Here is a 23,103-nt window from a genome sequence, read left to right as displayed (position 1 = left end):
TATTGCTGACGGATTGACTTATTCCATATATTTTCTATATAGCCGGCTTGCCTTGCTCTGCGAAATGTGAAGTGCTTTCGCGGCTTTGTAGGAGCTTCCGAAATGTTCGAAAGCTTTCAAAATCAGTGTTTTTTCAATTTCTTCGAGAGCGATGTCCAGCGATGGAAGCTCTGACTGCGTCGGGTCCAGCGGCACGAGTGCATCGCGGAATAAATGCATTGGGAGATCATGGGGTTCAATAACTTTTCCGGGGACGGTGACGACCAGCTGCTCTATGACGTGCTGGAGTTCTCTGACGTTTCCCGGCCAGCGGTAACTCTGGAGGATCTCCAGGCAGTCCTTGGATATTTCACGATTCAGTTTGTATTCCCTGTTGTATTTGTTCAGGAATAAGGTGGCCATAGCTTTCAAATCTTCTTTTCTTTCTCTTAGTGGCGGAATCTGAAGGTCAACGACTTTGAGCCGGTAATAGAGATCTTCGCGAAAATTCTTTGCTTTGACGAGGGTCATCAGGTCTGCGTTTGTGGCGGAAATGATTCGGACGTCAATGGACTTGGACTTGGTGGATCCCACAGGAATGAACCGCTTGTCCTGAATGAGCTCCAGGAACTTTGCCTGCAGCGGCAGCGGCACTTCACCAATTTCGTCCAGGAAGAGCGTGCCGCCGCTCGCCAATTCCACTAAGCCGACTTTTCCTTTTTTGTCCGCGCCGGTAAACGCGCCAGCGACATAACCGAAGAGTTCTGATTCCAGCAAGTTGGGCGGAATGGCGGCGCAGTTGATGGTGATGAAGGGACCGTCCTTCCGCATGCTTTTTGAGTGGATGTATTTCGCCAGGATACTTTTTCCTGTACCGGACTCTCCCGAGATCAGAATCGTGGAGTGAATGGTTGACAGGCGGTCGACCATGTCTACAATGGATTTCATCTTGGAATTGTTGACAATCAGGTTTTCCGTTTCTTTCAACTCATTCCGTCTGAGTTCGTCGATTTCATTTTTATAGCGGATCATCTGCTCTTTTGTGTGCTCAAGATCAGCTTTAATAGCTTCCATCTCCGTGACGTCCCTGCAGTTTTCGACGATTAAGCTGATATTACCGTTTTCGTCAAAGGAGGGGGTTGCCGTGATCAGGAGGGTTTTGCCCATTTTCGTCTTCTGGCGGATGCTGACTTCTTTTTTTTGTTCAATGACCATCGGCAACGGAGATTGGTCGCAGTATTGGTTGTCGAGGAGGAAGCTGATGTGCTTGCCCATGATTTCTTCGCGCGTCAGGCCATAGTTGGACTCGAAGGTTTTATTGCAGTAGACGGCAAAGCCGTCACCGTCTGTGACGTAAATTTCGTCATGGGAGGCTTCAAGGATTGCGATATAAAAGTCGGCGTCAAACTGATTCACAGGAATCACTCCAGTTGTGTTATAAGTAATGTGATTGCATAACTAGTTTAACATAGTGATGGCGTAATGTAAGGGGTGACCGTGTCAGATGGGATCGAGGAATGGCTCGGAAATCAATAATGAACATGGCGTGGTTTTTGTGTTGCGCTATCATTACCGTACCTGACCCCAAACTCAACTCGGTGTCAGACACCAAACTCAACTCGGTGACAGGCACCAAACTCAACTCGGTGACAGGCACCGTAATAATTTTTGTACCAGACACCGGACTCTAAATCCAATTGAGCCGCATGGGACACTACATTTTGTGGTATACTAAAGGATGATTATGTGTTTAACCACTATGGGACAAATTCAGACCAGAAGTGTTCAAGGTTGTCCCGTTCATCTCATCGCAACTCAAATTCCTGGCATTGACCATAAGGGCGTGAAACCTTTGAAATATGTGACGAGCGCAGGCGGAGTCGTCTTTCATGGACGGCGGGTTCTGATTCTTAAAAAAATGAATGGCGATTGGGTACTGCCTAAAGGCAAAGTTGAGCCCAAAGAGTCCCCGGAAAATGCTGCAGCCCGTGAAGTTTCCGAGGAGACTGGCGTCACAGCGCAGGTTCTGGGATATCTTGACGAGACTGGATACCGGTTTAGAAACATCTGGAGTCAGCAGGAGCTGATCATCAAGCGCGTCCACTGGTACGCCATGATCGCCATGACCACGGAAATTATTCCGCTTGAAGAAGAGGGCTTTATTGACGGTCAATTCGTTGACATCAGTGAGATCGACAATTTCCTTCGGTACAATGACGAGCGGGAAATGGTACGCAAGGGAAAAGCGGTACTTGGACTGGAAGACAGCATCGAAAAAGATTAATTATAAGTGCCAAGTAAACACCAAAGCCAGGCATACTTCAGGTTAAAATGTTGTGGCTTATGTATTACAAGGCACCAGTAACTATAAGACAGGTGAGACTATGTCATTTTCATCCACAACCAAAAATGAGCTCTGCCAGATCCGGGGCGAGGATCGCTGCTGCCAGATTGCAGAGCTTTCTGCGTTAATCAAGGTGAGCGGTTCAATCGGCTACGCCCGGGGCAAAGGCCTCAGCCTGACGCTGACGACCGAGAACCCGGCCATAGCCAGGCGGATTTTCTCCGGATTTAAGCGCATCTTTGGTCTGAGCGCAGAGATCCTGATCAAACAAAATCCCACGCTGAAGAAGCACAACACTTACTTGATCGTCGTGCAGGGTGCTGAGGAAATCCTGATAGCACTCAAAATCATTGACCACAGTGACGGGACTTATAAATTCGAGGACGGCATTCCAGAGGGCATCGCAACTAAGGAATGCTGTGTGAGAGCCTATTTAAGGGGCGTCTTTTTAGGCGGCGGCAGCCTGAGTGACCCTGAAAAAGGCTATCACCTGGAGTTTGTCACCAATGACGAGCCCTACGCGGAAGCCCTCATCCACCTGATGGAACGATATGACCTCGTGCCCAAAATCATTCAGCGAAAGAACCACTGGATCGTCTACATCAAGGAAGGCGATCAAATCGTCGATTTCCTGAATATAATCGGTGCCCACACGATCCTGCTGGAATTTGAAAACATCAGAATCGTGAAGCAGATGCGCAACGACGTCAACCGTCTGGTCAACTGCGAGACGGCCAACCTCAACAAGACCGTGGATGCGTCCTACAGACAGATTGAGGACATTGAGTTTATCATGGAACGCGTTGGCCTGGATTATCTCGGAGCAAATTTAAGAGAGGCCGCAGAAATGAGACTTGAAAATCGTGAGGCGACCCTGAAGGAAATTGGGGAGATGATGGACCCACCCGTTGGCAAGTCGGGCATCAACCATCGCTTCAGGAAAATTGAGAAGATCGCTCATGACCTCAGAGTCAAACTGAACGTCACTTAAGCGACAAACCATAGGCAGACAAACACCACCAGAACAGATTCCGCTGGAAAGGCGCGTTGATTGATGAGTAAATTTGTCCATTTACATCTGCATACTGAGTACAGCCTGCTGGATGGATTTACGGTCATTGACCGTCTATTCGAACGGGTGAAGGAACAGGGCATGGACGCGGTGGCCATTACGGACCACGGTGTCATGTTTGGCGTGGTAGACTTTTACAAGGCAGCCAAAGCCGCAGGGGTCAAGCCCATTATAGGCTGTGAGGTCTACATGGCCAGCCGCTCCATGCACGACAAAGACGCGTCCATGGACAAGAACCGAGGGCACCTGGTGCTTTTGGCAGAGAATGCAAAAGGCTATGAGAACCTCATTCACCTGGTTTCCAGGGGATTCATAGAGGGGTATTACTATAAACCCAGAATTGACATGGAACTGCTCGCAAAGCACAGCGAAGGCCTGATCTGCCTCAGCGCCTGTCTGGCGGGGGACGTCCAGGCCCTGATCGCAGAAGACCGCTATGGTGAGGCCAAAGCTCTCGCCTTAAAATTCCAGGACATCTTTGGACCGGACCGCTACTATCTTGAGCTTCAGGATCACAGCATGGAGCTGCAGAAGAAAGTCAACCTTCAGCTGATAAGAATGTCCAAGGAAACTGGCATTCCCCTCGTCGCGACCAATGATGTCCATTACATTGAGCCGGGAGATCACGAGGTCCACGACGTCCTGCTTTGCATCCAGACTGGCAAGACCCTGGCGGATAAAGACCGGATGACCTTTCCAACCAGAGAATTTTACCTGAAATCACCGGACGAGATGCAACGGCTCTTTCCCTACGCCCCTGAAGCTTTGGCCAACACGGTCAAGATCGCCCAGAGATGTCACTTTGACTTTGACTTCAGCAGTCTGCACCTGCCGGAGTTTGACCTGCCCAAAGACATGACCGCCCAGGTCTATCTGAGGCAGCTCTGCTATGACGGCCTTCACAAGCGCTATCACGTGACGCCGGAGCACATCCGGCGCCTGGAATTCGAGCTCGGAACCATCCACGACATGGGCTACGAGGATTACTTCCTCATAGTGTGGGACTTCATCAAATTTGCCAAGGAGCAGGGCATTCTCGTGGGGCCGGGGCGCGGCAGCGTCGGTGGCTCTCTCGTGGCGTACTGCCTCGAAATCACAGACGTGGATCCCTTGGCCTATGATCTGATTTTCGAACGCTTTCTGAATCCCGAGCGTGTCACTATGCCGGATATCGATATCGATTTCCAGGACGACCGGCGCCAGGAAGTTATTGATTACGTCGTTCGCAAATACGGCAAGGAGCACGTGGCGCAGATCATTACCTTCGGCACCATGGCTGCGAGAGCCGCTATCCGGGATGTGGGCAGGGCCCTCAACCAGCCCTACGCGGACGTGGACAAGATTGCCAAAGAAATCCCTACCATTCTGGGCATGACCATCAGCAAAGCACTGGAAATGAACGCCAAGCTGAAGGGCTATTATGACACGGACGCCGAGGCCCGTCGTCTGATTGATTTCGCCAAAAAAGTTGAAGGGCTGCCACGGCACTCGTCGACTCACGCAGCGGGCGTTGTAATCTCAAAAGCGCCCGTGGACCACTATGTGCCGCTGACGGTTCAGGACGGCAACGTGACGACGCAGTTCGGCATGCTGCTGCTCGAGGAGCTGGGGCTCCTCAAAATGGATTTCCTGGGGCTGCGCACTCTGACGGTGATTCAGCGGGCCATAGAGCTGATCAAGGAAAACTACGACCTCGACATAGATTTTTCTAAGATTTTAACGGACGACCCTAAGAGCTACGTGGGGATTGGCAACGGCCAGACCTTGGGAATTTTTCAGCTGGAGAGTGCCGGCATGACGCGGTTCATGCGGGAACTGAGGCCGACTTGCCTGGAGGATATCATCGCGGGCATTTCCCTTTACAGGCCGGGACCAATGGATTCGATCCCCAGATATGTCAAGAGCAAAAACAACCCGCAGCTGATCACCTATTCAGATCCAAAGCTGAAGGACATCCTGGGCGTGACTTACGGCTGCCTGGTCTACCAGGAACAGGTTATGCAGATCGTCCGCGAGCTGGGGGGTTATTCCTACGGTCGAAGCGACCTGGTGCGCCGTGCCATGTCCAAGAAAAAAATGTCGGTCATGGAAGAGGAGCGCCGCTATTTCATCCACGGCAAGCTGGATGACGAGGGCAACGTGGAAATCCCAGGGTGCCTGCGAAATGGCGTGTCCAAAGAGGCGGCGGACGCCATTTTCGATGACATGATCGACTTCGCCAAATACGCTTTCAATAAAAGTCACGCCGCCGGCTACGCGCTGGTCAGCTTCCAGACGGCATGGCTGAAGGCCCACTATCCCATTGAATTTATGGCAGCCCTCATGTCCAGCGTCATGGGCAGCCAGACCAAGCTGGCGGTCTATATTGTCGAATGCCAGCGCATGAACCTCAAAGTTCTGGCGCCAAGCGTCAACCACAGCCTAGAACAGTTTTCCGTGGAGGGCAGCGCCATCCGCTATGGCCTTCTGGGGATCAAAAATGTGGGCAGCGGCATCATTAAGGCACTGGTCGAGGAGCGGGAGCAGCACGGTCCGTACCGGAATTTCACGGAATTCTGCGACCGGATCCCTTCCGGGGAACTCAATAAAAAGGCCGTGGAAAGCCTGATCAAGGCCGGTGCCTTTGATGGCATGGGGGCTCGACGTTCCCAGCTGCTGGCCTCCTATGAGCGGATTGTCGACAGCGCCCACCGTGAAAAGCGCAATAACGCGGCCGGCCAGGTCAGTCTGTTTTCCGGCCTGGGCATGGCTATGGCGGCGGGTGTCAATTCAAGTACAAATACAGGTACTTTAGCCGATGGTCACGCAGCCTCAACCTCAGCCCCAAATGGCATCCCCGGCCTCGACACCGCCCCGCCCGAGCTGCTGCCGGACGTGCCGGAGTTTGACGTTCGGACGCTGTTGGCCTTCGAAAAGGAAGTCCTTGGCATCTATTTCAGCGGTCATCCACTTTCGGCCTACAAGGACGACGTGGACAACATCTCCAGCCTGCGGCTCAGCGATCTGTTTGAAAGCTGGGAAGAGGGCACCGGCGTCTTTGCGGACGGCGAGCGTGTTGTCCTCGCGGGGCTCATAGCCAAGCGCACGGATAAAATCACCAGAAACAATTCCAGAATGTGCTTCCTCAGTCTGGAGGACCTGTACGCCGCCATTGAAGTATTGGTCTTCCCTATGATCATGACGCGCTACGAGCTGCATTTGAATGAAGACAGCTTCATCATAGTCGAGGGCAGGCTGAGCCTGCGTGAGGATGAGCCGCCCAAGCTCGTGGCGGATGCCGTTTATCCGCTGTCTCAGGAGACCATCAGGCGCTTCAGGAAAGTACCGGATCCAAAGCTCTTTTTAAAGATGGAGCACCTGGAAGCCGCGCTGTGGGAGCGGGTCAAAAAGATCCTTCAGAACTATGCCGGGGATACGGAAGTCGTGCTTTACCTGGAAAAGGAAAAGAAAACCATCCGGACCCAGGAAAAGCTGTGGGTGAAGCCTGCAGAAAGACTTCTGACGGAGCTCAGGGTCGAACTGGGCCACGACGCCGTTAAACTGAAGTAAGACTGCGCTGAGCTTGATTAAGAACCAACCAGCAGCGAACCAATAACGGACTAACAATGATCTGATAACTAACCGAAAATGAGGTGATGTGCATGAGTGGTCCAGCAATGGACGACGTAACTATGGGGGATCCCAGGCCCAGGATCAAGCGGATTGGCGTGCTCACCAGCGGTGGGGACGCACCCGGCATGAACGCTGCCATCCGTGCCACTGTGAGAATTGCCCTCTATAACGGGCTGAAGGTTTCCGGCATTCGCCGGGGCTACCAGGGGCTGATCGAAGCCGACATTGATAACATGGAGCTGGCCGATGTCGGCGATATCATCAACCGCGGCGGGACCAAGCTGCTGACGGCCAGGTCTGAGGAATTCATGACCGAAGCGGGCCAGAAGCGGGCGCTGGATGTGCTGCGGATGTTCGAGATCGACGCTCTTGTGGTCATAGGCGGGGACGGATCCTATAAAGGTGCCAAGCGCTTGTGGGAGATGGGATTCCCGACCATCGGCATACCGGGCACTATTGATAATGACCTCGCTTATACGGATCTGACGCTGGGCTTTGACACGGCTGTCAGTACGGTGGTCTCGGCCATCAATAACCTCAGAGATACCTCGTCTTCACATGGCCGGGTCAGTATTGTGGAGGTCATGGGGCGGCACTGTGGGGATATTGCGCTGTTCGCCGGGCTTGCGGGCGGCGTTGAGGACATTCTGATTCCGGAGCGGAAGTTCGATCTGGATGACGTGGCGCGTAAAATATTGCAGGGCAGGCGCCGGGGCAAGCTGCACAGCATTGTCCTGGTCGCGGAGGGCGTTGGAAAATCCTACGAGATCGCGGAGCGCCTTGAAGCCCTCATTCACCAGGAGGTGCGCGTGACCGTGCTCGGTTATCTGCAGCGGGGCGGAACGCCTTCCGTTACGGATCGAATCCTGGGCGCCCAGTTTGGACAGCGGGCTGTGGAGCTGCTGCTGGAGAACAAGTTTGGACGCGTCGTCGGGATTCGGGATAACAAGATCATTGATCAGGACCTTGAAGCGGCGCTTGCTGAACCAAAGCGGTTCGATCAGGCCAAATATGACCTGGTGGAGCTGTTATCGCTTTAGAGGTGCGCATTGCAATGCGCAGACATTTTAACTTAACATGGAGATAATTAAAATTTGGCCACACCCTTAGGAGAGATGATGCAATGAAAAAAACTAAAATAGTATGTACCATAGGACCCGCAAGCGAAAATCCTGAAGTCTTTAAGACTTTGGTCGAAAGCGGCCTGGATGTCGCCCGCCTCAACTTTTCCCACGGCAGCCACGAGGAGCACCTCGCGCGCATTCTGATGATCAAAAAGGTCCGCGCGGAGCTGGAGAAGCCTGTAGCGATCCTGCTGGACACCAAGGGTCCTGAGATCCGAACAGGCAAATTTGCTCAGGATGTGGAGCTTGCGGAAGGTCAGACCTTTACGCTGACCACCCTGGACTATCTGGGCGACCAGGAGAAGTGCCACGTGTCGTACGCCGGGCTGCCTCAGGACGTGTCGGCAGGCACCAAAATTCTAATCGATGACGGCCTGGTGGGCATGGAAGTCGTCTCAGTCACCGAGACGGACATTGTCTGCCGCGTGCTCAATGGCGGGACTGTCAAGAGCAACAAGGGCGTCAACGTACCGGGGGTCAGCATTCAGCTGCCGGCAATTACCGAAAAGGATATCAACGACATTATTTTTGGCATCGACAACGGCATTGATTTTATAGCGGCTTCCTTTATCCGAAAGCCTGCGGACGTTCTCGAGATCCGCAAAGTCCTCGAGGAGAACAGCGGCCACCACGTCCACATCATCTCCAAGATTGAGAATCAGGAAGGCGTGGACAACATGCGTGAAATTCTCGAAGTCTCTGACGGCATCATGGTCGCCCGGGGCGATCTGGGCGTCGAGATTCCGACGGAGCGCATCCCGCTGGTTCAGAAAGAGCTCATCAAGCTATGCAACCGTGCGGGCAAGCCGGTTATCACCGCCACGCAGATGCTGGACTCCATGATCCGCAACCCGCGACCGACCCGGGCAGAAACCACAGACGTGGCAAATGCCATCTTTGACGGCACGGATGCCATCATGCTGTCCGGCGAAACCGCAGCGGGCAAGTATCCGCTGGAGGCTGTCAGAACCATGGCGGTTATTGCAAAGGCGGCTGAGGAGAGCCGGGATTACGAAGCGCTGCTGCGCGGCGTTCACAAGTCAGATGAGGATGACAACGTCACCTTCGCTGTCAGCCACGCCACCTGCCTGACGGCTCTGGAGCTTGAAGCCAGCGCGATTATGACCGCCACTTCTTCCGGATTTACAGCAAGAAAAATTTCAAAGTTCCGACCTAAAGCGCCAATCATAGCCGCGACCACCTCTGAGCAGGTACGCCGCAAGCTGTCACTGGTCTGGGGCGTTGAGTCCATTTCGCTGGGCAAAGCGGATTCCACAGACGAGATCATGGAGAAATCCCTGAAGAGCGCTCAGGAAGAGGGCCTCGTTGAGCAGGGCGACCTGGTCATCCTGACAGCGGGCATTCCGGTAGGCGTCGCTGGCGCGACCAATATGATGAAGGTTCACCTGGTGGGTGAAGTGCTCATTAAAGGTACAGGCATAGGCAAGGGCATGGCCACAGGTGCATTCTGCATAGCGAATACGCCGGAAGAAGCTCAGGCCAGCTTCAAAGAAGGGGACATTTTGGTATCCGGCTCAACGGACCGCGATATGATGCCGTTCATCACCAAATCCAGCGGCATGATTGTCGAAGAAGGCGGCTACACCAGCCACGCGGCTATTGTCGCGCTGTCGCTGGGTCTCCCGACAGTGGTCGGCGCGGCGGACGCCGTCAAGCTGCTGAAAGGCGCGCCAAATGTCACGGTGGACGCCACCAAAGGCATAGTCTACGCCGGACGCACCAGGATGCTTTAAAGCTTATGAATTATTACGATTTCGAGATCCGCCCCCGATACGAAGAAACCGATCAGATGGGTGTGGTCTACCATGGCAACTATTATCGCTACTTCGAGGTCGGACGCTGCGAGTATCTGCGGTCACTGGGCTACTCTTACCGCGGCCTCGAAGAAGCAGGCATCATCCTGCCTGTCGTCGAGAGCAGCTGCCGTTACCGCGTGCCCATTCTCTACGATCAGGAAGTCATTATCCGCACATTTATTGAAACCTTCAAAGGCGTCAAGATTGCGTTTCTTTATCAGCTTCTGGACAAAGAGACAGGTCAGCTTCTCGCTGAGGGCCAGACTCTTCACGCCTTTGTCGACAAAGCCATGCGCCCGCTGCGTGTCAGCCGCCTCGACAAGGCGTTCGTCAAAGCCATCGAGGATGCCATGGAAGGCAAAGAATCACAAAGCATCCAGGAATAAAATGGTGGCCGATGGTCTCCCATCCGCCACCGAATCATAAAATGCATGGCAAAGGAGTTGCATCCATGAGAAAACGTCTCTTGGGCAAGACAGGACTGATGGTCAGCGAGGTAGGCTTTGGCGGCATACCCATCCAGCGCGTCGACGCGCCTGCCGTCAAAACCATTTTGATGGAATGTTTGCGGCGTGAAGTCACCTTCATTGACTCCGCCCGGGGCTATACGACCAGCGAAGAGATGATTGGCGCAGCCATAGAAGGCCACCGCGGCAGCTTCGTCCTCGCAACCAAGACCATGGCGAAGAGCTATGAGGATATGAAACGCGACATCGGCATCAGCTTAATCAACTTTAGAACGGATTATATTGAGTTATACCAGGCGCACTTTGTCCGAAATCAAGAGGCTTATGACGCCCTGATTCAACAGGGCGGCTACGAAGCCATGCTGGAGGCTAAACGTGAAGGGCTGATCGGTCACATTGGCATCACGAGTCACGACCACAAGCTCCTCGAAAAGATCATTGAAGACGGCCGATTCGAAACGATCCAGTTCCCTTACAATCTGGTGGAGCATCAGGGAGAGCGGCTGTTCCAGCGCGCCCATGAGCTCGGATTAGGTGTCATTGCCATGAAGCCGCTGGCAGGGGGTGCCATTTCTAATGGTCCTCTCAGCCTTAAATACATTCTGAACAACCCCCACATTTCCGTGGCGATCCCAGGCATGGACAGTCCGCAGCAGGTTTCAGAGAATGCTGTCATGGGCAGCGCAGAGCTCAACTATACTGAAGAAGACCTAAAGAACATGGAGATCGTGCGTCAGGAAATGGGCGAGCATTTCTGCAGGCGCTGCGGGTATTGTCTCCCGTGTCCGCAAAACCTTGATATACCAACCCTGTTCCTCATGGAAGGTTATTTGAAGCGCTATGGCCTCAAGGATTGGGCACAAGAGCGGTATGGCTCCATGGCTTTCAAAGCTGCTGATTGTGTCGAATGCGGCATTTGTGAGACGCGGTGCCCTTATGATTTGCCTATTCGCAACATGCTCAAGAAAGTGGATGAGAGTTTTAAATAGGCAGGTGACGGCTATGAATAGAATTAGGCAGGATGCGCTAAGAATTATCGACTCATCCATCGATGGCGTACTTCCGGAGGCGGCAGTTCAGACTGCATTGAAAGACAGAGCCATCACCAAGGCTGTCACAGTCATTGCTATTGGGAAAGCTGCCTGGAGAATGGCAGAGGCGTCCTACTCAGTATTGGGTGAAAAAATTCGTCGAGGCTTGATTGTCACGAAGTATGGTCATTCTCAAGGCGTTTTGCCGAATTTCGAGATCATCGAAGCCGGCCATCCCATTCCGGATGAGAATTCGGTTTTAGGCGCTGAAAAAGCCCTTGAAATGGTTTCGGCCGCTGATGGGAGTGAGGATTTAATTCTGTTTTTGGTTTCCGGTGGGGGTTCCGCGTTGTTCGAACTGCCTCAGCTGGGGTTGAAGCTCAGCGAAATTATGGAAATCACGGACCAGTTACTGTCAAGAGGCGCGAACATCATAGAAATGAACGTTGTTCGGAAGCATTTGTCCAGAGTCAAAGGCGGCAGGTTCGCAGAGGCTTGTGGTCAAACAGAGCTTTTTGTAATTGTTCTGTCAGATGTCATTGGTGACCCGCTGGATGTCATTGCGTCGGGACCGGCGTTTCCGGATCCGTCGACATCGGCAGAAGCCTTAGGAGTTCTTGAAAAATTCGGGATTGCTTATAGTGCCAAGGTGAAAGCCGCGATCGAAAAGGAGACACCCAAATCACTTGGCTTCTGCGAGAGCATCATAACCGGAAGCGTTACAACCCTCTGTGATGCGGCGGCAGCGGCCTGTGAGGCTTTGGGATATGCTCCAATAATACTGTCCACCGAGATGACTGGTGAAGCCTCTGAACTGGGTCGAACGTTGGCATCATTTTCCCGGGAGATCCTGCTGGGCAAGTCAAGTCCACACAAGCTGCGTCCGCCATGTGCGATTATAGCAGGCGGCGAAACGATTGTTCACCTCAAAGGAAAAGGCAAAGGCGGCCGCAATCAGGAAACTGCCTTGGCAGCGGCTTTTGGCATTGAGGATTTGGAGCATGTCGTGATCTTTTCTGTAGGCTCTGATGGGACAGATGGCCCTACAGATGCTGCGGGAGGTTTAGTCGATGGGAATACCCTCTCCAGGATTCGCAGCGCAGGATTCGATCCAAAACAGCTTCTCGCTGAAAACGATTCCTATCACGCCTTAGAAGCCAGCGGAGATTTGGTTATGACCGGCCCAACCGGGACCAACGTCAATGATTTGATGGTGGTGCTGATTGGGGAAGTTAATAAATGAGTTTTTTTCAGAATGACATATTGAAAAGACGTCCAGTTTCAGATGCTGTTGGACGTCTTTTTTCTTTTTTTGAATTTCGCCAGGACGGCATCAGATAAAAGGTGTGATGTGAATTACGGCTCGAACCATGACCATCGGCCAACAAAATTCTTTGAGTGGGAAAACGCGGGGTACATTATGGGTAGAATGACTTTGAAAGAGGTGTAGCGTCATGGACCCATTGCTCAACTGGCTTATGTCGGGCGACGTGAGCCTGCAGTACCTGACCGGCAAATATCTCCTGTACAAACCTGAGGATGAACTTGCTGCGCTCAGAAAAAAGATTGCTGCCGATGGTTGGGGAAAAGCCTTCCTCGACGCCAGGAAGCCTTCAGGCCACTGGGGCCGTGATTTCTACCAGGTCAAGTGGATCAGCACCCACTACACGCTGCTGGATCTCAGATACCTGGAGATAGAGACGGCAGAGCCTATTCTGGAATCGTTGAACCTGATCCTGCGAACCTGCAAATCAGCTGATGGCAGCATCAACGAGTCGCATACCATTCCATCCGGCGATCTCTGCGTAAACGGTATGTTTCTGAATTATGCTTCGTTCTTTGGGATCCAGGAGTCAGAGCTGGAGTCCATCGTCGATTTTATATTGGACAGCAGCATGGCGGATGGGGGATTTAATTGCAACTACAAGAGGTATGGCGCGGTTCACGGCTCCATGCACACCACGATCTCCGTGCTCGAGGGGCTTTGGGAATTTCTTAAGGCCGGTCATTATTACCGAAAAGAAGAGATTGAACAGGCAAGGCAACGCGCGGAAGGCTTCTTACTGGATCACAGATTGTTCAAGTCGGACAAGACTGGTGAGATCATTGATAAAAGGTGGTGCATGCTGTCCTTTCCTTCCAGATGGCGCTACGATATTCTCAGGGCTCTGGTCTATTTCGCTGACGCGGGAAGGCCTTATGATCCGCGGATGGAAGACGCCCTCAGGATTCTTTTAGATAAAAGGCGGAAGGATGGCACATGGCCGGTGCAGATGAAACTCCCGGGCAAGGTGCACTTCGAGATGGAAAAGACCGGCGCACCGAGCAGGTTCAATACACTGCGGGCGCTGAGGGTGTTGGCTGTCTTTGGGGACAGCGGATTGAAGGAGGCATGATTTTGAAACAGGAACAAAAGGTTGTTGAGCTTCCCAATCATCTTTTCATCCCGTTCCTCGAAAAAGGAGACTTTAATGGAAAAGCTTTGATCTTGCTGCACGGCGTCGCAGATTCCTGTGTCGCCTTTGAGCCCATACTGCCTTTTCTCTCAAACGAGTTTCGTTCGTTGGCAGTGACTTTGAGAGGGCATGGCGATGCAGGAAAGCCTGAGACCGGGTATTCAACGAACGATTTTGTTGAGGATTTAGTTTTATTTTTAGATAAACTGGGCATTGAAAAAGCGGTGCTGCTTGGGGCCTCAAGCGGCGGATTTCCTGCCAGAAGCTTTGCGGCGGCCTATCCGGAACGAACCGAGGGGTTGATTTTGCTGGGTTCACCTGCAACGCTTGGGGATAAACCTGGTGTTGTAAAGGTTTGGAATGAGGTTATCTCCCTGTTGACAGATCCGGTAGACGAAAGCTTTGTCAGGAGGTTTGCACAAGGCCTTGAAACCGAAAATATACCTCCAGATTTCTTGGAAGTCATGCTGAAGGAAAACCTCAAAGTGCCGTCGAGGGTCTGGATTGAAACCATCAGAGGCTTAATGAATGAGCCTTTTCCGGGATCACTTGGGAAGATCGAAGCTCAGACGCTGATCTTATGGGGCGATCAGGATGTCATTTCCACCCGGGAGGATCAACAGATATTGGAAAAGTTGATTCCAAACGCTCAATTGAAAATTCTCTCAGGTTTGGGACATTTGCTGTATTGGGAGGCTCCAGATCGCATTGTGAAGGAGATCAATGAGTTTGTAAGGAGTAAAAAAAGGAGTTAGGGACAAAAAAAGAAGTTGGGGCCAACAGGCGTAAGCCGCCGACCCCAACTTCATTTCATTTATACCCGCGCTTACCGCGGCGTTAAAAAATTCTGCGTAAAATACTGCTTGTACTCGCCGCCAAAAGCTACACCGGTCCCGAGCTGTGTATAATTCCCGAGCAGGTTCACTCTATGGCCCGGTGAATTGACCCAGCCCATGTGCGTTGTCACAGCGTTTATGTAACCCGCAGCGATGTTCTCCGACGCCGCCGAGAAACTCAGCCCTGCTGCTTGCATCCTGTCAAATGGCGACTTGCCATCCGGATTTACATGATCGAAAAAGCTGCGGTTCAACATGTCCAAACTGTGAGCGTAGGCCACTTTTGAAGCGGTGGCGTTGTAAGTGACCACAGACTTGCCTTTGGCGATCCTGAAAACATTGACCAGATCAAAGGTCTGCTTCTCGTAAGCTGTACGAAGCCCTGCGCTAGCAGTGGGATACAGGCTCTTGAACGCCTCCTCGGTCACCGGTGCGATCAGTTGAAATGCCATCACCTTCTTGCTGTCCGCCAGATCATAAAAGAACGTGGCGTACCCAGCCTGAAGCTTGTAGGTGTCAAATTCCTCACTCGTCTGGATCAGGAAGGTAAAGGTTCCCTTGTTGATTTTCGTCAGGCCAGCGCCGTATTTCGACTGAACGTCACTCCTGGTACTGCCCATTCTGAGGCCGATAGCTGACTCGAACGGCCCATAATGCGTAAACAGCCCCACTACTTTGCCAGAGGAAATGCCAATCATAACGTAATCCTTATAAGTTTTGTGATAGACATACCATTCAAAGCCATATTCGCTGAGGTCCTTGCGCACCGGCGTCCCGAGGGTTTGAGTCACCTTCTCCAGTGAATCACCAATGCTGATGCCGGCGACTTTAAAGGTGGGGGATGAAACCGGCGGTGTTGAAACAACTATGTCGCCCAAATTCAGCCGGTCAGCCAGAAGCTTCGCGCTCACCACGGAGGATTCAGCCCGGGTCGCGGTTCCCGCAGGCCTGAAGCTGCCATCCGTATAGCCGCTCAGCAGCTTGACTGCGTAGGCGACCAGTGTCGGCTCCTGATAGCAGTCCCGGACAGCGTCCAGATCGCTGATCTTATCCGCTGCGATATCCAGTGTGGATGCCGTGGGGCGCTCGTTGGACCTTAAATAGGCCGCGGAAACGATGCCGGCCATTTCTTCCCTTAGGATGGGTCTGTCGAAAGTCGAAGCTGTCAGTGACGCAAAATCTGAGGACTGGATTAAGCCCAAGGCCTTCGCCTTGTCAATATAAGGCTGTCCCCAGTATTCTCCGGATGAAGCCGTCCGAACAGTTTCGCCCAGGGACTTTAGCGTCATGACCAAAAATTCTGATCGTGTGATTTGGGCATCCGGCCTGAAGCTGCCATCTGGGTAACCGTTAACGATGCCATACTTTACCAGGGTCCCGATATAATCGCGACCCCAATGCTGGTCCGTGTCTTCAAACGCAAAGGCAACAGGTGCCACAAGAGACACCATCAGTACAAGGGTGAGCAGCAGTCTTCCAAGTTTTCTCATAGGTCAGGGTTTCCTCTTCTTATGTAAGTTTTGGATTGTGCTGTAAGAGAGTTGTGAGCAATCCTTTTTACATGATAACATAGTTAACATAATAATGTCACCCCCAAAAGAGCAAATTCCCAATTGGAAGAACAAGGCGCGGCCGATGGTCGCAAACCAAACATCGTGAAACTCGGTGTCAGACACCCAGTTTCCAATGGAAACCGGGTGTCTGACACCGAGTTTCATATTGTCTTCAAAAAAAACAACCCGCTATTCAAGCGGGTTGATCAATGCCTTTCGTCTTTGTACTTCCGTCAAATCAAGCCCATTGAGACTCGTCACCGGCGCGCCGCCCAAAGTATAGAGAACGCCATCCACGCCTGGGAGGGAGGTCAGAGACTGGGTCATAGCGTCAAACATGAACGCGGCCAAAGCTTGGTCGCCGCCGTAAAGGTCGCCCTCAATACCGAGGTCCACTTTCAAAGTGGTGCCCTCCTGGGTCGTGGAGACCACAGTGACATTCGCAGGAATTGGCGCAATCAGCGCGTCGCTGTTACCCTCCTGGACAATGCCGCTCTTCAGCAGGGCCATGACATCCTCAAGGGGCGTGGCCAGCGTTGGATAGACCTTCACAAGACCGAGGAGCAACCGCTCGCCCCTGGTTCTGACGCCCAGCCATGCCGTCGGCGTATTGTCCCGTTCATAGACGGTTTCCAGGTCCATGCCGTGAAGGAAAGCGCCTGTCGATCTTCCATCCACATAAAATTTGATCTTCTGGACATAATCAATATTGAAAAGCGAGTACCGGATTGCCTCCACGGCCATCATTGAACGCGTACTGCCCGTCGAAAACGGGGCGAGATCCGCAGATCTGGTATACATATTCGCCAGTCCCTGTGCGTACTGAATGTTTGGCACACGGAAGGCCGCAGCCTCGTTCAGGAGCCCCAGTCCCACAGGCGGCGGCGCCGCCAGAGCATTTACCGTTTTTCTCAGGACTTTGTCATTCGCCGTCGCCTGGGACAGCGGGATCAAGTGCATCAGTTGCTCATCCGGATAATAGGTTTGAATAGACACATAACCATTTTGAGTAACTTGTTTCGCCGGCACATAGCGCTTGCCCGCGAAAGTGGACACCTCCGCGGAAACCGTGTTCGCGTCTGCAGCCAAATGGTTACTCGCGCTGCTGAACTCCAGCCGGTAGTGTCCGGCTTCCAGTGCCAGCGCCGCCACGTCCACAGTCAGTTCAACCTTGGTCTTATCGATCAGCCGGTCCTCCAGGAAAGGAATCTGCACGCCTGTCAGGGTCTTCACCTGTCGGTCTTTGTCGCTGACCGTCAGCGTCATCTGATCCCGTATGGCCGCCGCCGTCTGCACCACCTCGCCGGTGCCTTCGACCAGGATCACCAGGGACTCAGGCTGAAAAAGATAAGGTATGCCGATGGTCATGGTTGCGTCCTCGGAACCATCGGCCACAATCACTGGGATCTCTGCTTCTGGCTGATTGTTTTGCTCCCACTCCGTAAAACCTTCAAAGGAAAAATTAAAATCCAGAATTTTTTTATTAACGGGCATAGTGGTCAGTGTAAAAAACATGACGGTCAAAAGCACAAAATTAAATAGAAATTTTGACACGCTACCCCTCCTAACAATCGAAGTCTTTGAACTTGTTCTAAATTACATTATAATTCATTATGAAGGGCTTTGCCACCTATGAATGCAGGCAATAGGATTCTCGGTATTATGTATACCCAAAATAGAACTAATTGGAGGAACTGCCATGGATGATATTTCAATGAAACCGCAGCAGCTTACGATCACAGCGCTCAGCGAGGAAGGGGAGGGCATAGGCCGCCTGGACGGCATGGCGGTATTTATTCCCGGGGCGCTGCCAGGGGAGACGGTGGAATGCCATCTGGTTGAGCAAAAGAAAAATTATGCGAGGGGCCGGCTGACACAGATCCTGGCGGCATCACCTGCTCGTGTTTCGCCGCCCTGCCCCTATTTTCCGGAGTGCGGCGGTTGTCAGCTGCAGCATCTGGACTATCCGGCGCAGCTGGAAGCCAAACGTGTGACTGTTCAGGACGCCCTCGAGCGGATTGGCGGCTTTAAAGGCATTGATGTGCCGCTGACGCTGGGGATGGCTGAACCTTTTCGATACAGGAACAACGGCCAATATCCTATCCGGAAGGTCAATGGACAGGTTCGGATTGGCTTTTTTAAGGCGGGTTCTCATGAGGTCATTGACATCAAGGACTGCCTGATTCAACCGGAGATCAATGCGCGGGTCGTCGCGGCGCTCAAGACCTGGATCCAGGAGTCGGGCGTGACGACCTACAATCCCAAGACTCAGGAAGGGATGATGCGGCATCTGATGATCCGGCATTCCAACATCACCGGCGGACTCATGGTGGTGTTGGTGGCGACGGTTAAGACGCTGCCGGGAGAAGCCGGGCTTATCGAGCGGCTTCGTGGCGCAGTGCCGGAGATCGAGAGTCTGGTGCTCAATACGAACACCAAACCCGGCAGTCAGGTGCTGGGGCCTCAGAGTAGGGTGATTTATGGGAAAGAGCGGATCTTTGGGGAAATAGACGGCTTTAAATTTGGCATCAGTCCGCTGTCGTTCTTCCAAGTCAATACAGCCCAGACGAAAGTGCTCTATCAGAAAGCCATTGAGTTTGCTGATTTGAAGGGCAGCGAAACCGTTTTTGACGTTTATTCCGGTATCGGAACGATCTCTCTTAGTTTGTCGAGAAAAGCACGGAAAGTCTACGGGATTGAAAGTGTGAGGCCGGCGGTGGAGGATGCGGTTGAAAATGCCAGACGCGCCGGGGTGGAGCATGTGGAGTTCATTGCCGGAAAGGCGGAGGATGTCATGCCACGACTGGCGGAACAGGGCGTGCGGCCTGATGTCGTCGTCCTCGACCCACCGAGGAAAGGCTGTGAGCCGGAGGTGCTGCGGACACTGCTGGACATGAAGCCGGAGAAGATTATCTATGTGTCCTGTAAGCCTTCCACGCTGGCACGGGATCTGAAGATTCTGTGCGTCGGCGGGGAGTCGGGCCTGGAGGAACCTGCCTACAGGTTGGCAGCGGTGCAGCCGGTAGATCTTTTTGGGGAGACGGGGCACGTAGAAGCGATAATTCTGATGACGCGTAGTGGTTCAGGCGATAAAAAGTAGAGGTTGACCACAACATATAGTGGTTTTAGTCCGATTTTGGGGCAAAAAACAGACGAAAAAATGACGTTTTTTGACCCCTGAAAAAGGGCTAAAATATAGATGACATAGCAGTTTTTCATAAAAACTATAGATTTCGAGTTAATTTGATTGATTAAAAGTTAATACGACACCCCTGGAAATTCTAACGGAAATATGCAGTGTATAAAGATCTGAGGTAGTGTGATATGGAAAAATATACGAGTGAAGATTTAGCTGGTGCATTAAAAGTTGTAGATTCTACCATTAGCAATTGTGAAAAGATACAGCCCAAATTTTCAGAGGGCACATCTCAACATACCCTTCTGAAGAACAGAATAAAGGCGTTATATATATCAAAGGCTCTAATTATTAGGGAACAAAACATTGAACAGTATTCAAAAGAAGAACTGATTGACGCATTAAAACCGATTGTATCAATAATAAATAAGTGTGAATCAGGACAAAGAAAACATGAGATTGAAGCTATTCAATATAAGCGCTTTCAAAAGATTATCGATGCGATGAATACTTCCAAAATGCTGATAACAGATGAAATTGGAAAGAGGGGGTGATTGTTATTGCAACAATTGCTAAAATCAAAATAAAAGACATAGTTGAATTACGGATAAAACTTGACCAGATTTATGAGGATAAGTCGCAGATTGACTTGGCTAAGTGGGCTTTACAGTTGTCAAAATATATTTTTTCATTAATTGAATATGATTATGAAAATGAATCAGCTATTGTGGATGGGTTTACCACTAATGAAAAATGGCAAATTGGAGAGGCAAGAATGCATGATGTTCGACAGGCTGGATTTAAAGTTCATAAATTAGCAAGGGAATCTAAAGATACAGTTTTACAGGCGGCACTTCGTGTTGCAGGTCAGGCTATAGGAACAGGGCATATGAGGGAACATGCAATGGTAGCTTCCGATTATGCTATTAAAGTGGTTAACTTGAAATATCCAAATGATATGGAAGCTGTCAAAGAATTGCGAGAGTGGCAGATTCGAACAATGGAATAAATTTTATTTATCAAGTAAAAGGAAAATATCAAAGATAGAGGCAGAGTTTTTAGGTCAACTTAAACGACCTATAGACTCTGCCTCTTTTTTATTCACGAAATATGAAAGCGTAGCATAAAACAATGACCAATTTTTAATGTATGGTTCAGAGCACCCAAAATTAACCAGTCGCTTTTTAATAGATATGAAATTGTGACAATTTGCTGTTTCTGTATACTTATATTAGAATAAAAAAAAGAGAAGTTGCATTTATATTGTGCATAAATAACCCTCTCCTTAGTTTAATTATAACATAAGAAAAAAAATAAGAGTAGACTGTTTGTTCCTAGTTTTCGATGCTATAATCAAAGTACCTTAATGGAGTTCAATCATTTGGAGGAATAAGACAATGGAACAAAAAAATAACGAACAAAATCAAAGTGGACAAGGAGCAACGCCATTTGCTCAAACTTATTTTCACGGAACAAAGGCAAACTTAAACATTGGTGACCTCATTGAAGTTGGTTACAACTCAAACTATGGGCAGAGAAAAAATGCGAAATACATTTTTTTGTCTGCAACATTAGATGCTGCAATTTGGGGTGCTGAACTCGCCATTGGTGAAGGACGAGAAAGAATTTATTTAGTAGAATCAACAGGAAAAATTGAAGATGATCCCGATTTAACGGACAAAAAATTCCCGGGTAATCCAACTAAATCGTATCGCTCTACTGAACCATTTAGAGTTGTAGGAGAAATTTCAATTTGGCAAGGACACCAGGCAGAGCAGGTTAAAGCAATGAAAGACGCATTAGAGAGGCTTAAAGAACAAGGTATTAATTCGATAAATGACTAATAATTTGGGATTTTTATAAGTATGTGAAGAAACATTCCAAAGCTAAATTCCAATTTAATATTTAAATATGATTGCGATATTAGTGAAAAATGATTTTGCAATTTATACGGCAAGCTTAGGTCGAATTAAAGACCTACAGACTTGCCGTTTTTTTATGCCAAAAATCAGAAAGAGAGGGAAAAAATATGTCAAAGTATTTTATGAATGATTCAGAACTTCAAGAGCTAGAGCAGTTGATGATGTTGGTTCCAAATTTCTCACCAAGGGGTAGAGGAATAATTGTGGTCCACGGATTTGGAAAGGCAGATGAACAAGAAAGAGAAGAAGAGGTACGGCCCACCTTACCAGAACAATTCAGATTTGATTCAGATATTGGATGTCTGAATAGTAATGGTAGAGGTGCATCCTATGATCGATTCATTTCAAGTTGCTTTCATGTGTGTAAGTCGTACCGGCTTCAAAGTCGCCTTGAGTATTTGATTAGAAACTGTGCAGGTGATTTTTTCATTAGCCAAATACACAGAGCGAGATTTGATTCAGTGTGTCGGTTACAAGAAATTCTAGTTGAAAACAGAAGTCCAATCCTTCTGGCTGTTTTATTTCTACTGACTGCTGATGATAAACTTTGGTCTGCGGCTAAGGATCATGTGTATGATAACCATTTAGACTTTAAGAAAATGAATCTAAGTGGTATCAATACTGATGGCTATGCCATCTATCAAATGGCAAAGACCATCTATACGGCAAGAGAATATATCAGAATGGATGAAATCGCTGACAAGTTTTTAATAGGTGATCAGGCATTCAAAGCAATCATTCATTCAATACTCATTGCCAAATACGGAGCGACAGCGCTCCAAGTAAAGTTCACTTAAGCCACCTTCTACAAAAACAAAATGTAGGATGTGGCTTTTTTATTGTCAAAAATGAAATGGAGGGAAAAGCATTGTACATTACAATCAAGAAATCAAACAAAATGGAGGTATCGGTAATATGAAAGGTTTTAAATCTCGAAAGGAAGTTGAAAGCATCAAAGAGCAGTACCCTGTAGGCACTAGAATTGAACTTGTCCAGATGGAGGATCCATATGCACCTGTTGAGTCTGGTATGCAAGGAACCGTTAAAATTGTTGACGATGCCGGTACCCTTCATATGAAATGGGATAACGGTAGAACACTGGGCATCGTTCCCGGGGAAGATCAGTTCAAAGTAATCTCAAAACCTACTGAGGAAACAATGGACAATGATCAAAAGCAAGGCATGGGAGGGATGAATATGTAAATGTAAAACCGAAGACTGCTAGAATGAATTGAATAATCAAAGGCATAAGCGTACGGAGTTCAAACCGTACATTTTTTATGCTTAAAATCCTATGGCCGCTTGAGTGACTGCAATATGCAGTGAATCAAGCGGCCTTTTTTTATGTCTAGAAACTATCCCACCAGAAAAGGAGGCGAGGAGGTGGAACATGTAAATCTAAATGAGAGATTTTTAAGTCACTTAAAAAGAAATCACACAGGTGCAGGGAGGGCTGTGCAAAGCAAGGGGTTGGAACTTCGGTTTCAGATGAGTGGAAGGAAGGTTCGTGACATAGTCAATGCACTCAGGTGTGAAGGGCATCCCATCTGCAGTGACGATGGCGGTTATTATTATGGCGCTAATAAACATGAGGTTCTTGGAAGCATCCGTCAGCTGAGTAGCCGGATTGAAAAAATTGCAGAAGCTAAAAATGGACTCGTAAATGCCCTATCCCTCTATCCAGATTCAAGTAGCGGTGAACAGCTTCAAATCTGGTTTGTGTGTGTGAAGGAGGGATGATGTATTAATAGTTT

The 23,103-nt window shown here is 50.1% G+C and carries 20 protein-coding genes; 17 read left to right on the top strand and 3 right to left on the bottom strand.

Going from position 1 to position 23,103, the window contains the following annotated elements; translation table 11 throughout:
* Positions 1-18: 18 nt before the first annotated feature.
* Positions 19-1,395, bottom strand: a complete 1,377-nt coding sequence (locus OEL90_RS08745) for a sigma-54 interaction domain-containing protein (protein ID WP_300688010.1) — start codon at positions 1,393-1,395, stop codon at positions 19-21.
* A gap of 445 nt (positions 1,396-1,840) precedes the next feature.
* On the opposite strand from OEL90_RS08745, the gene OEL90_RS08740 reads away from it, so the two are divergent.
* The 10 genes from OEL90_RS08740 (at position 1,841) to OEL90_RS08695 (ending at position 14,657) form a co-directional block, all read left to right on the top strand.
* Positions 1,841-2,263, top strand: a complete 423-nt coding sequence (locus OEL90_RS08740) for an NUDIX hydrolase (protein ID WP_300688050.1) — start codon at positions 1,841-1,843, stop codon at positions 2,261-2,263.
* Between the two features lie 100 nt (positions 2,264-2,363).
* Positions 2,364-3,314, top strand: a complete 951-nt coding sequence (gene whiA / locus OEL90_RS08735; protein WP_300688009.1) for a DNA-binding protein WhiA — start codon at positions 2,364-2,366, stop codon at positions 3,312-3,314.
* 63 nt (positions 3,315-3,377) lie between these two features.
* Complete coding sequence (locus OEL90_RS08730; protein WP_300688008.1) at positions 3,378-6,944, top strand: DNA polymerase III subunit alpha; 3,567 nt, start codon at positions 3,378-3,380, stop codon at positions 6,942-6,944.
* 143 nt (positions 6,945-7,087) lie between these two features.
* Positions 7,088-8,047 (top strand): 6-phosphofructokinase, encoded by a 960-nt coding sequence (gene pfkA / locus OEL90_RS08725; protein WP_300688048.1) that lies wholly within the window; start codon positions 7,088-7,090, stop codon positions 8,045-8,047.
* A gap of 83 nt (positions 8,048-8,130) precedes the next feature.
* Positions 8,131-9,885: a pyruvate kinase gene (pyk, locus tag OEL90_RS08720; RefSeq protein WP_300688007.1), complete on the top strand. Its 1,755-nt coding sequence runs from the start codon at positions 8,131-8,133 to the stop codon at positions 9,883-9,885.
* A 5-nt stretch (positions 9,886-9,890) separates the two neighbouring features.
* Positions 9,891-10,334, top strand: a complete 444-nt coding sequence (locus OEL90_RS08715) for an acyl-CoA thioesterase (protein WP_300688005.1) — start codon at positions 9,891-9,893, stop codon at positions 10,332-10,334.
* A gap of 65 nt (positions 10,335-10,399) precedes the next feature.
* Positions 10,400-11,404: an aldo/keto reductase gene (locus OEL90_RS08710; RefSeq protein ID WP_300688003.1), complete on the top strand. Its 1,005-nt coding sequence runs from the start codon at positions 10,400-10,402 to the stop codon at positions 11,402-11,404.
* A gap of 13 nt (positions 11,405-11,417) precedes the next feature.
* Positions 11,418-12,689 (top strand): glycerate kinase type-2 family protein, encoded by a 1,272-nt coding sequence (locus OEL90_RS08705; RefSeq protein ID WP_300688002.1) that lies wholly within the window; start codon positions 11,418-11,420, stop codon positions 12,687-12,689.
* 211 nt (positions 12,690-12,900) lie between these two features.
* Entirely contained in the window at positions 12,901-13,842 is a 942-nt protein-coding gene (locus tag OEL90_RS08700) for a hypothetical protein (RefSeq protein WP_300688000.1), read from the top strand.
* A gap of 2 nt (positions 13,843-13,844) precedes the next feature.
* Positions 13,845-14,657 (top strand): alpha/beta fold hydrolase, encoded by an 813-nt coding sequence (locus tag OEL90_RS08695; RefSeq protein ID WP_300687998.1) that lies wholly within the window; start codon positions 13,845-13,847, stop codon positions 14,655-14,657.
* Between the two features lie 71 nt (positions 14,658-14,728).
* Here the strand turns inward: OEL90_RS08695 and OEL90_RS08690 are convergent, their stop codons facing one another.
* Both OEL90_RS08690 and OEL90_RS08685 read right to left on the bottom strand, forming a co-directional pair.
* Positions 14,729-16,228, bottom strand: a complete 1,500-nt coding sequence (locus tag OEL90_RS08690) for a CAP-associated domain-containing protein (protein WP_300687996.1) — start codon at positions 16,226-16,228, stop codon at positions 14,729-14,731.
* 252 nt (positions 16,229-16,480) lie between these two features.
* Positions 16,481-17,845 carry a GerMN domain-containing protein gene (locus tag OEL90_RS08685; RefSeq protein WP_300687994.1) on the bottom strand — a complete coding sequence of 455 codons (1,365 nt, stop codon included), beginning with the start codon at positions 17,843-17,845 and terminating at the stop codon, positions 16,481-16,483.
* Positions 17,846-17,990: 145 nt separating this feature from the next.
* On the opposite strand from OEL90_RS08685, the gene rlmD reads away from it, so the two are divergent.
* The 7 genes from rlmD (at position 17,991) to OEL90_RS08650 (ending at position 23,089) form a co-directional block, all read left to right on the top strand.
* Positions 17,991-19,391: a 23S rRNA (uracil(1939)-C(5))-methyltransferase RlmD gene (gene rlmD / locus OEL90_RS08680; RefSeq protein WP_300687992.1), complete on the top strand. Its 1,401-nt coding sequence runs from the start codon at positions 17,991-17,993 to the stop codon at positions 19,389-19,391.
* Between the two features lie 224 nt (positions 19,392-19,615).
* Positions 19,616-19,981 (top strand): hypothetical protein, encoded by a 366-nt coding sequence (locus OEL90_RS08675; protein ID WP_300687990.1) that lies wholly within the window; start codon positions 19,616-19,618, stop codon positions 19,979-19,981.
* Entirely contained in the window at positions 19,978-20,436 is a 459-nt protein-coding gene (locus OEL90_RS08670; RefSeq protein WP_300687989.1) for a putative immunity protein, read from the top strand. The genes OEL90_RS08675 and OEL90_RS08670 overlap by 4 nt, the downstream gene beginning before the upstream one ends.
* Positions 20,437-20,824: 388 nt before the next feature.
* The gene (arr, locus tag OEL90_RS08665) at positions 20,825-21,271 is read left to right on the top strand and encodes an NAD(+)--rifampin ADP-ribosyltransferase (RefSeq protein WP_300687987.1); all 447 of its coding nucleotides are present in this window, start codon (positions 20,825-20,827) and stop codon (positions 21,269-21,271) included.
* 185 nt (positions 21,272-21,456) lie between these two features.
* Positions 21,457-22,146 carry a hypothetical protein gene (locus OEL90_RS08660; protein ID WP_300687985.1) on the top strand — a complete coding sequence of 230 codons (690 nt, stop codon included), beginning with the start codon at positions 21,457-21,459 and terminating at the stop codon, positions 22,144-22,146.
* A gap of 118 nt (positions 22,147-22,264) precedes the next feature.
* Complete coding sequence (locus OEL90_RS08655) at positions 22,265-22,552, top strand: DUF4314 domain-containing protein (protein WP_300687984.1); 288 nt, start codon at positions 22,265-22,267, stop codon at positions 22,550-22,552.
* A gap of 180 nt (positions 22,553-22,732) precedes the next feature.
* A complete protein-coding gene (locus OEL90_RS08650; RefSeq protein ID WP_300687982.1) occupies positions 22,733-23,089 on the top strand; it encodes a hypothetical protein in 357 nt (118 codons plus the stop codon).
* Positions 23,090-23,103: the final 14 nt, after the last annotated feature.

Origin of the sequence: Acidaminobacter sp., assembly GCF_030247605.1 — a bacterium.
Taxonomy (GTDB): Bacteria; Bacillota; Clostridia; order Peptostreptococcales; family Acidaminobacteraceae; genus Acidaminobacter.
This window is presented reverse-complemented; position numbering and strand designations above follow the sequence as displayed.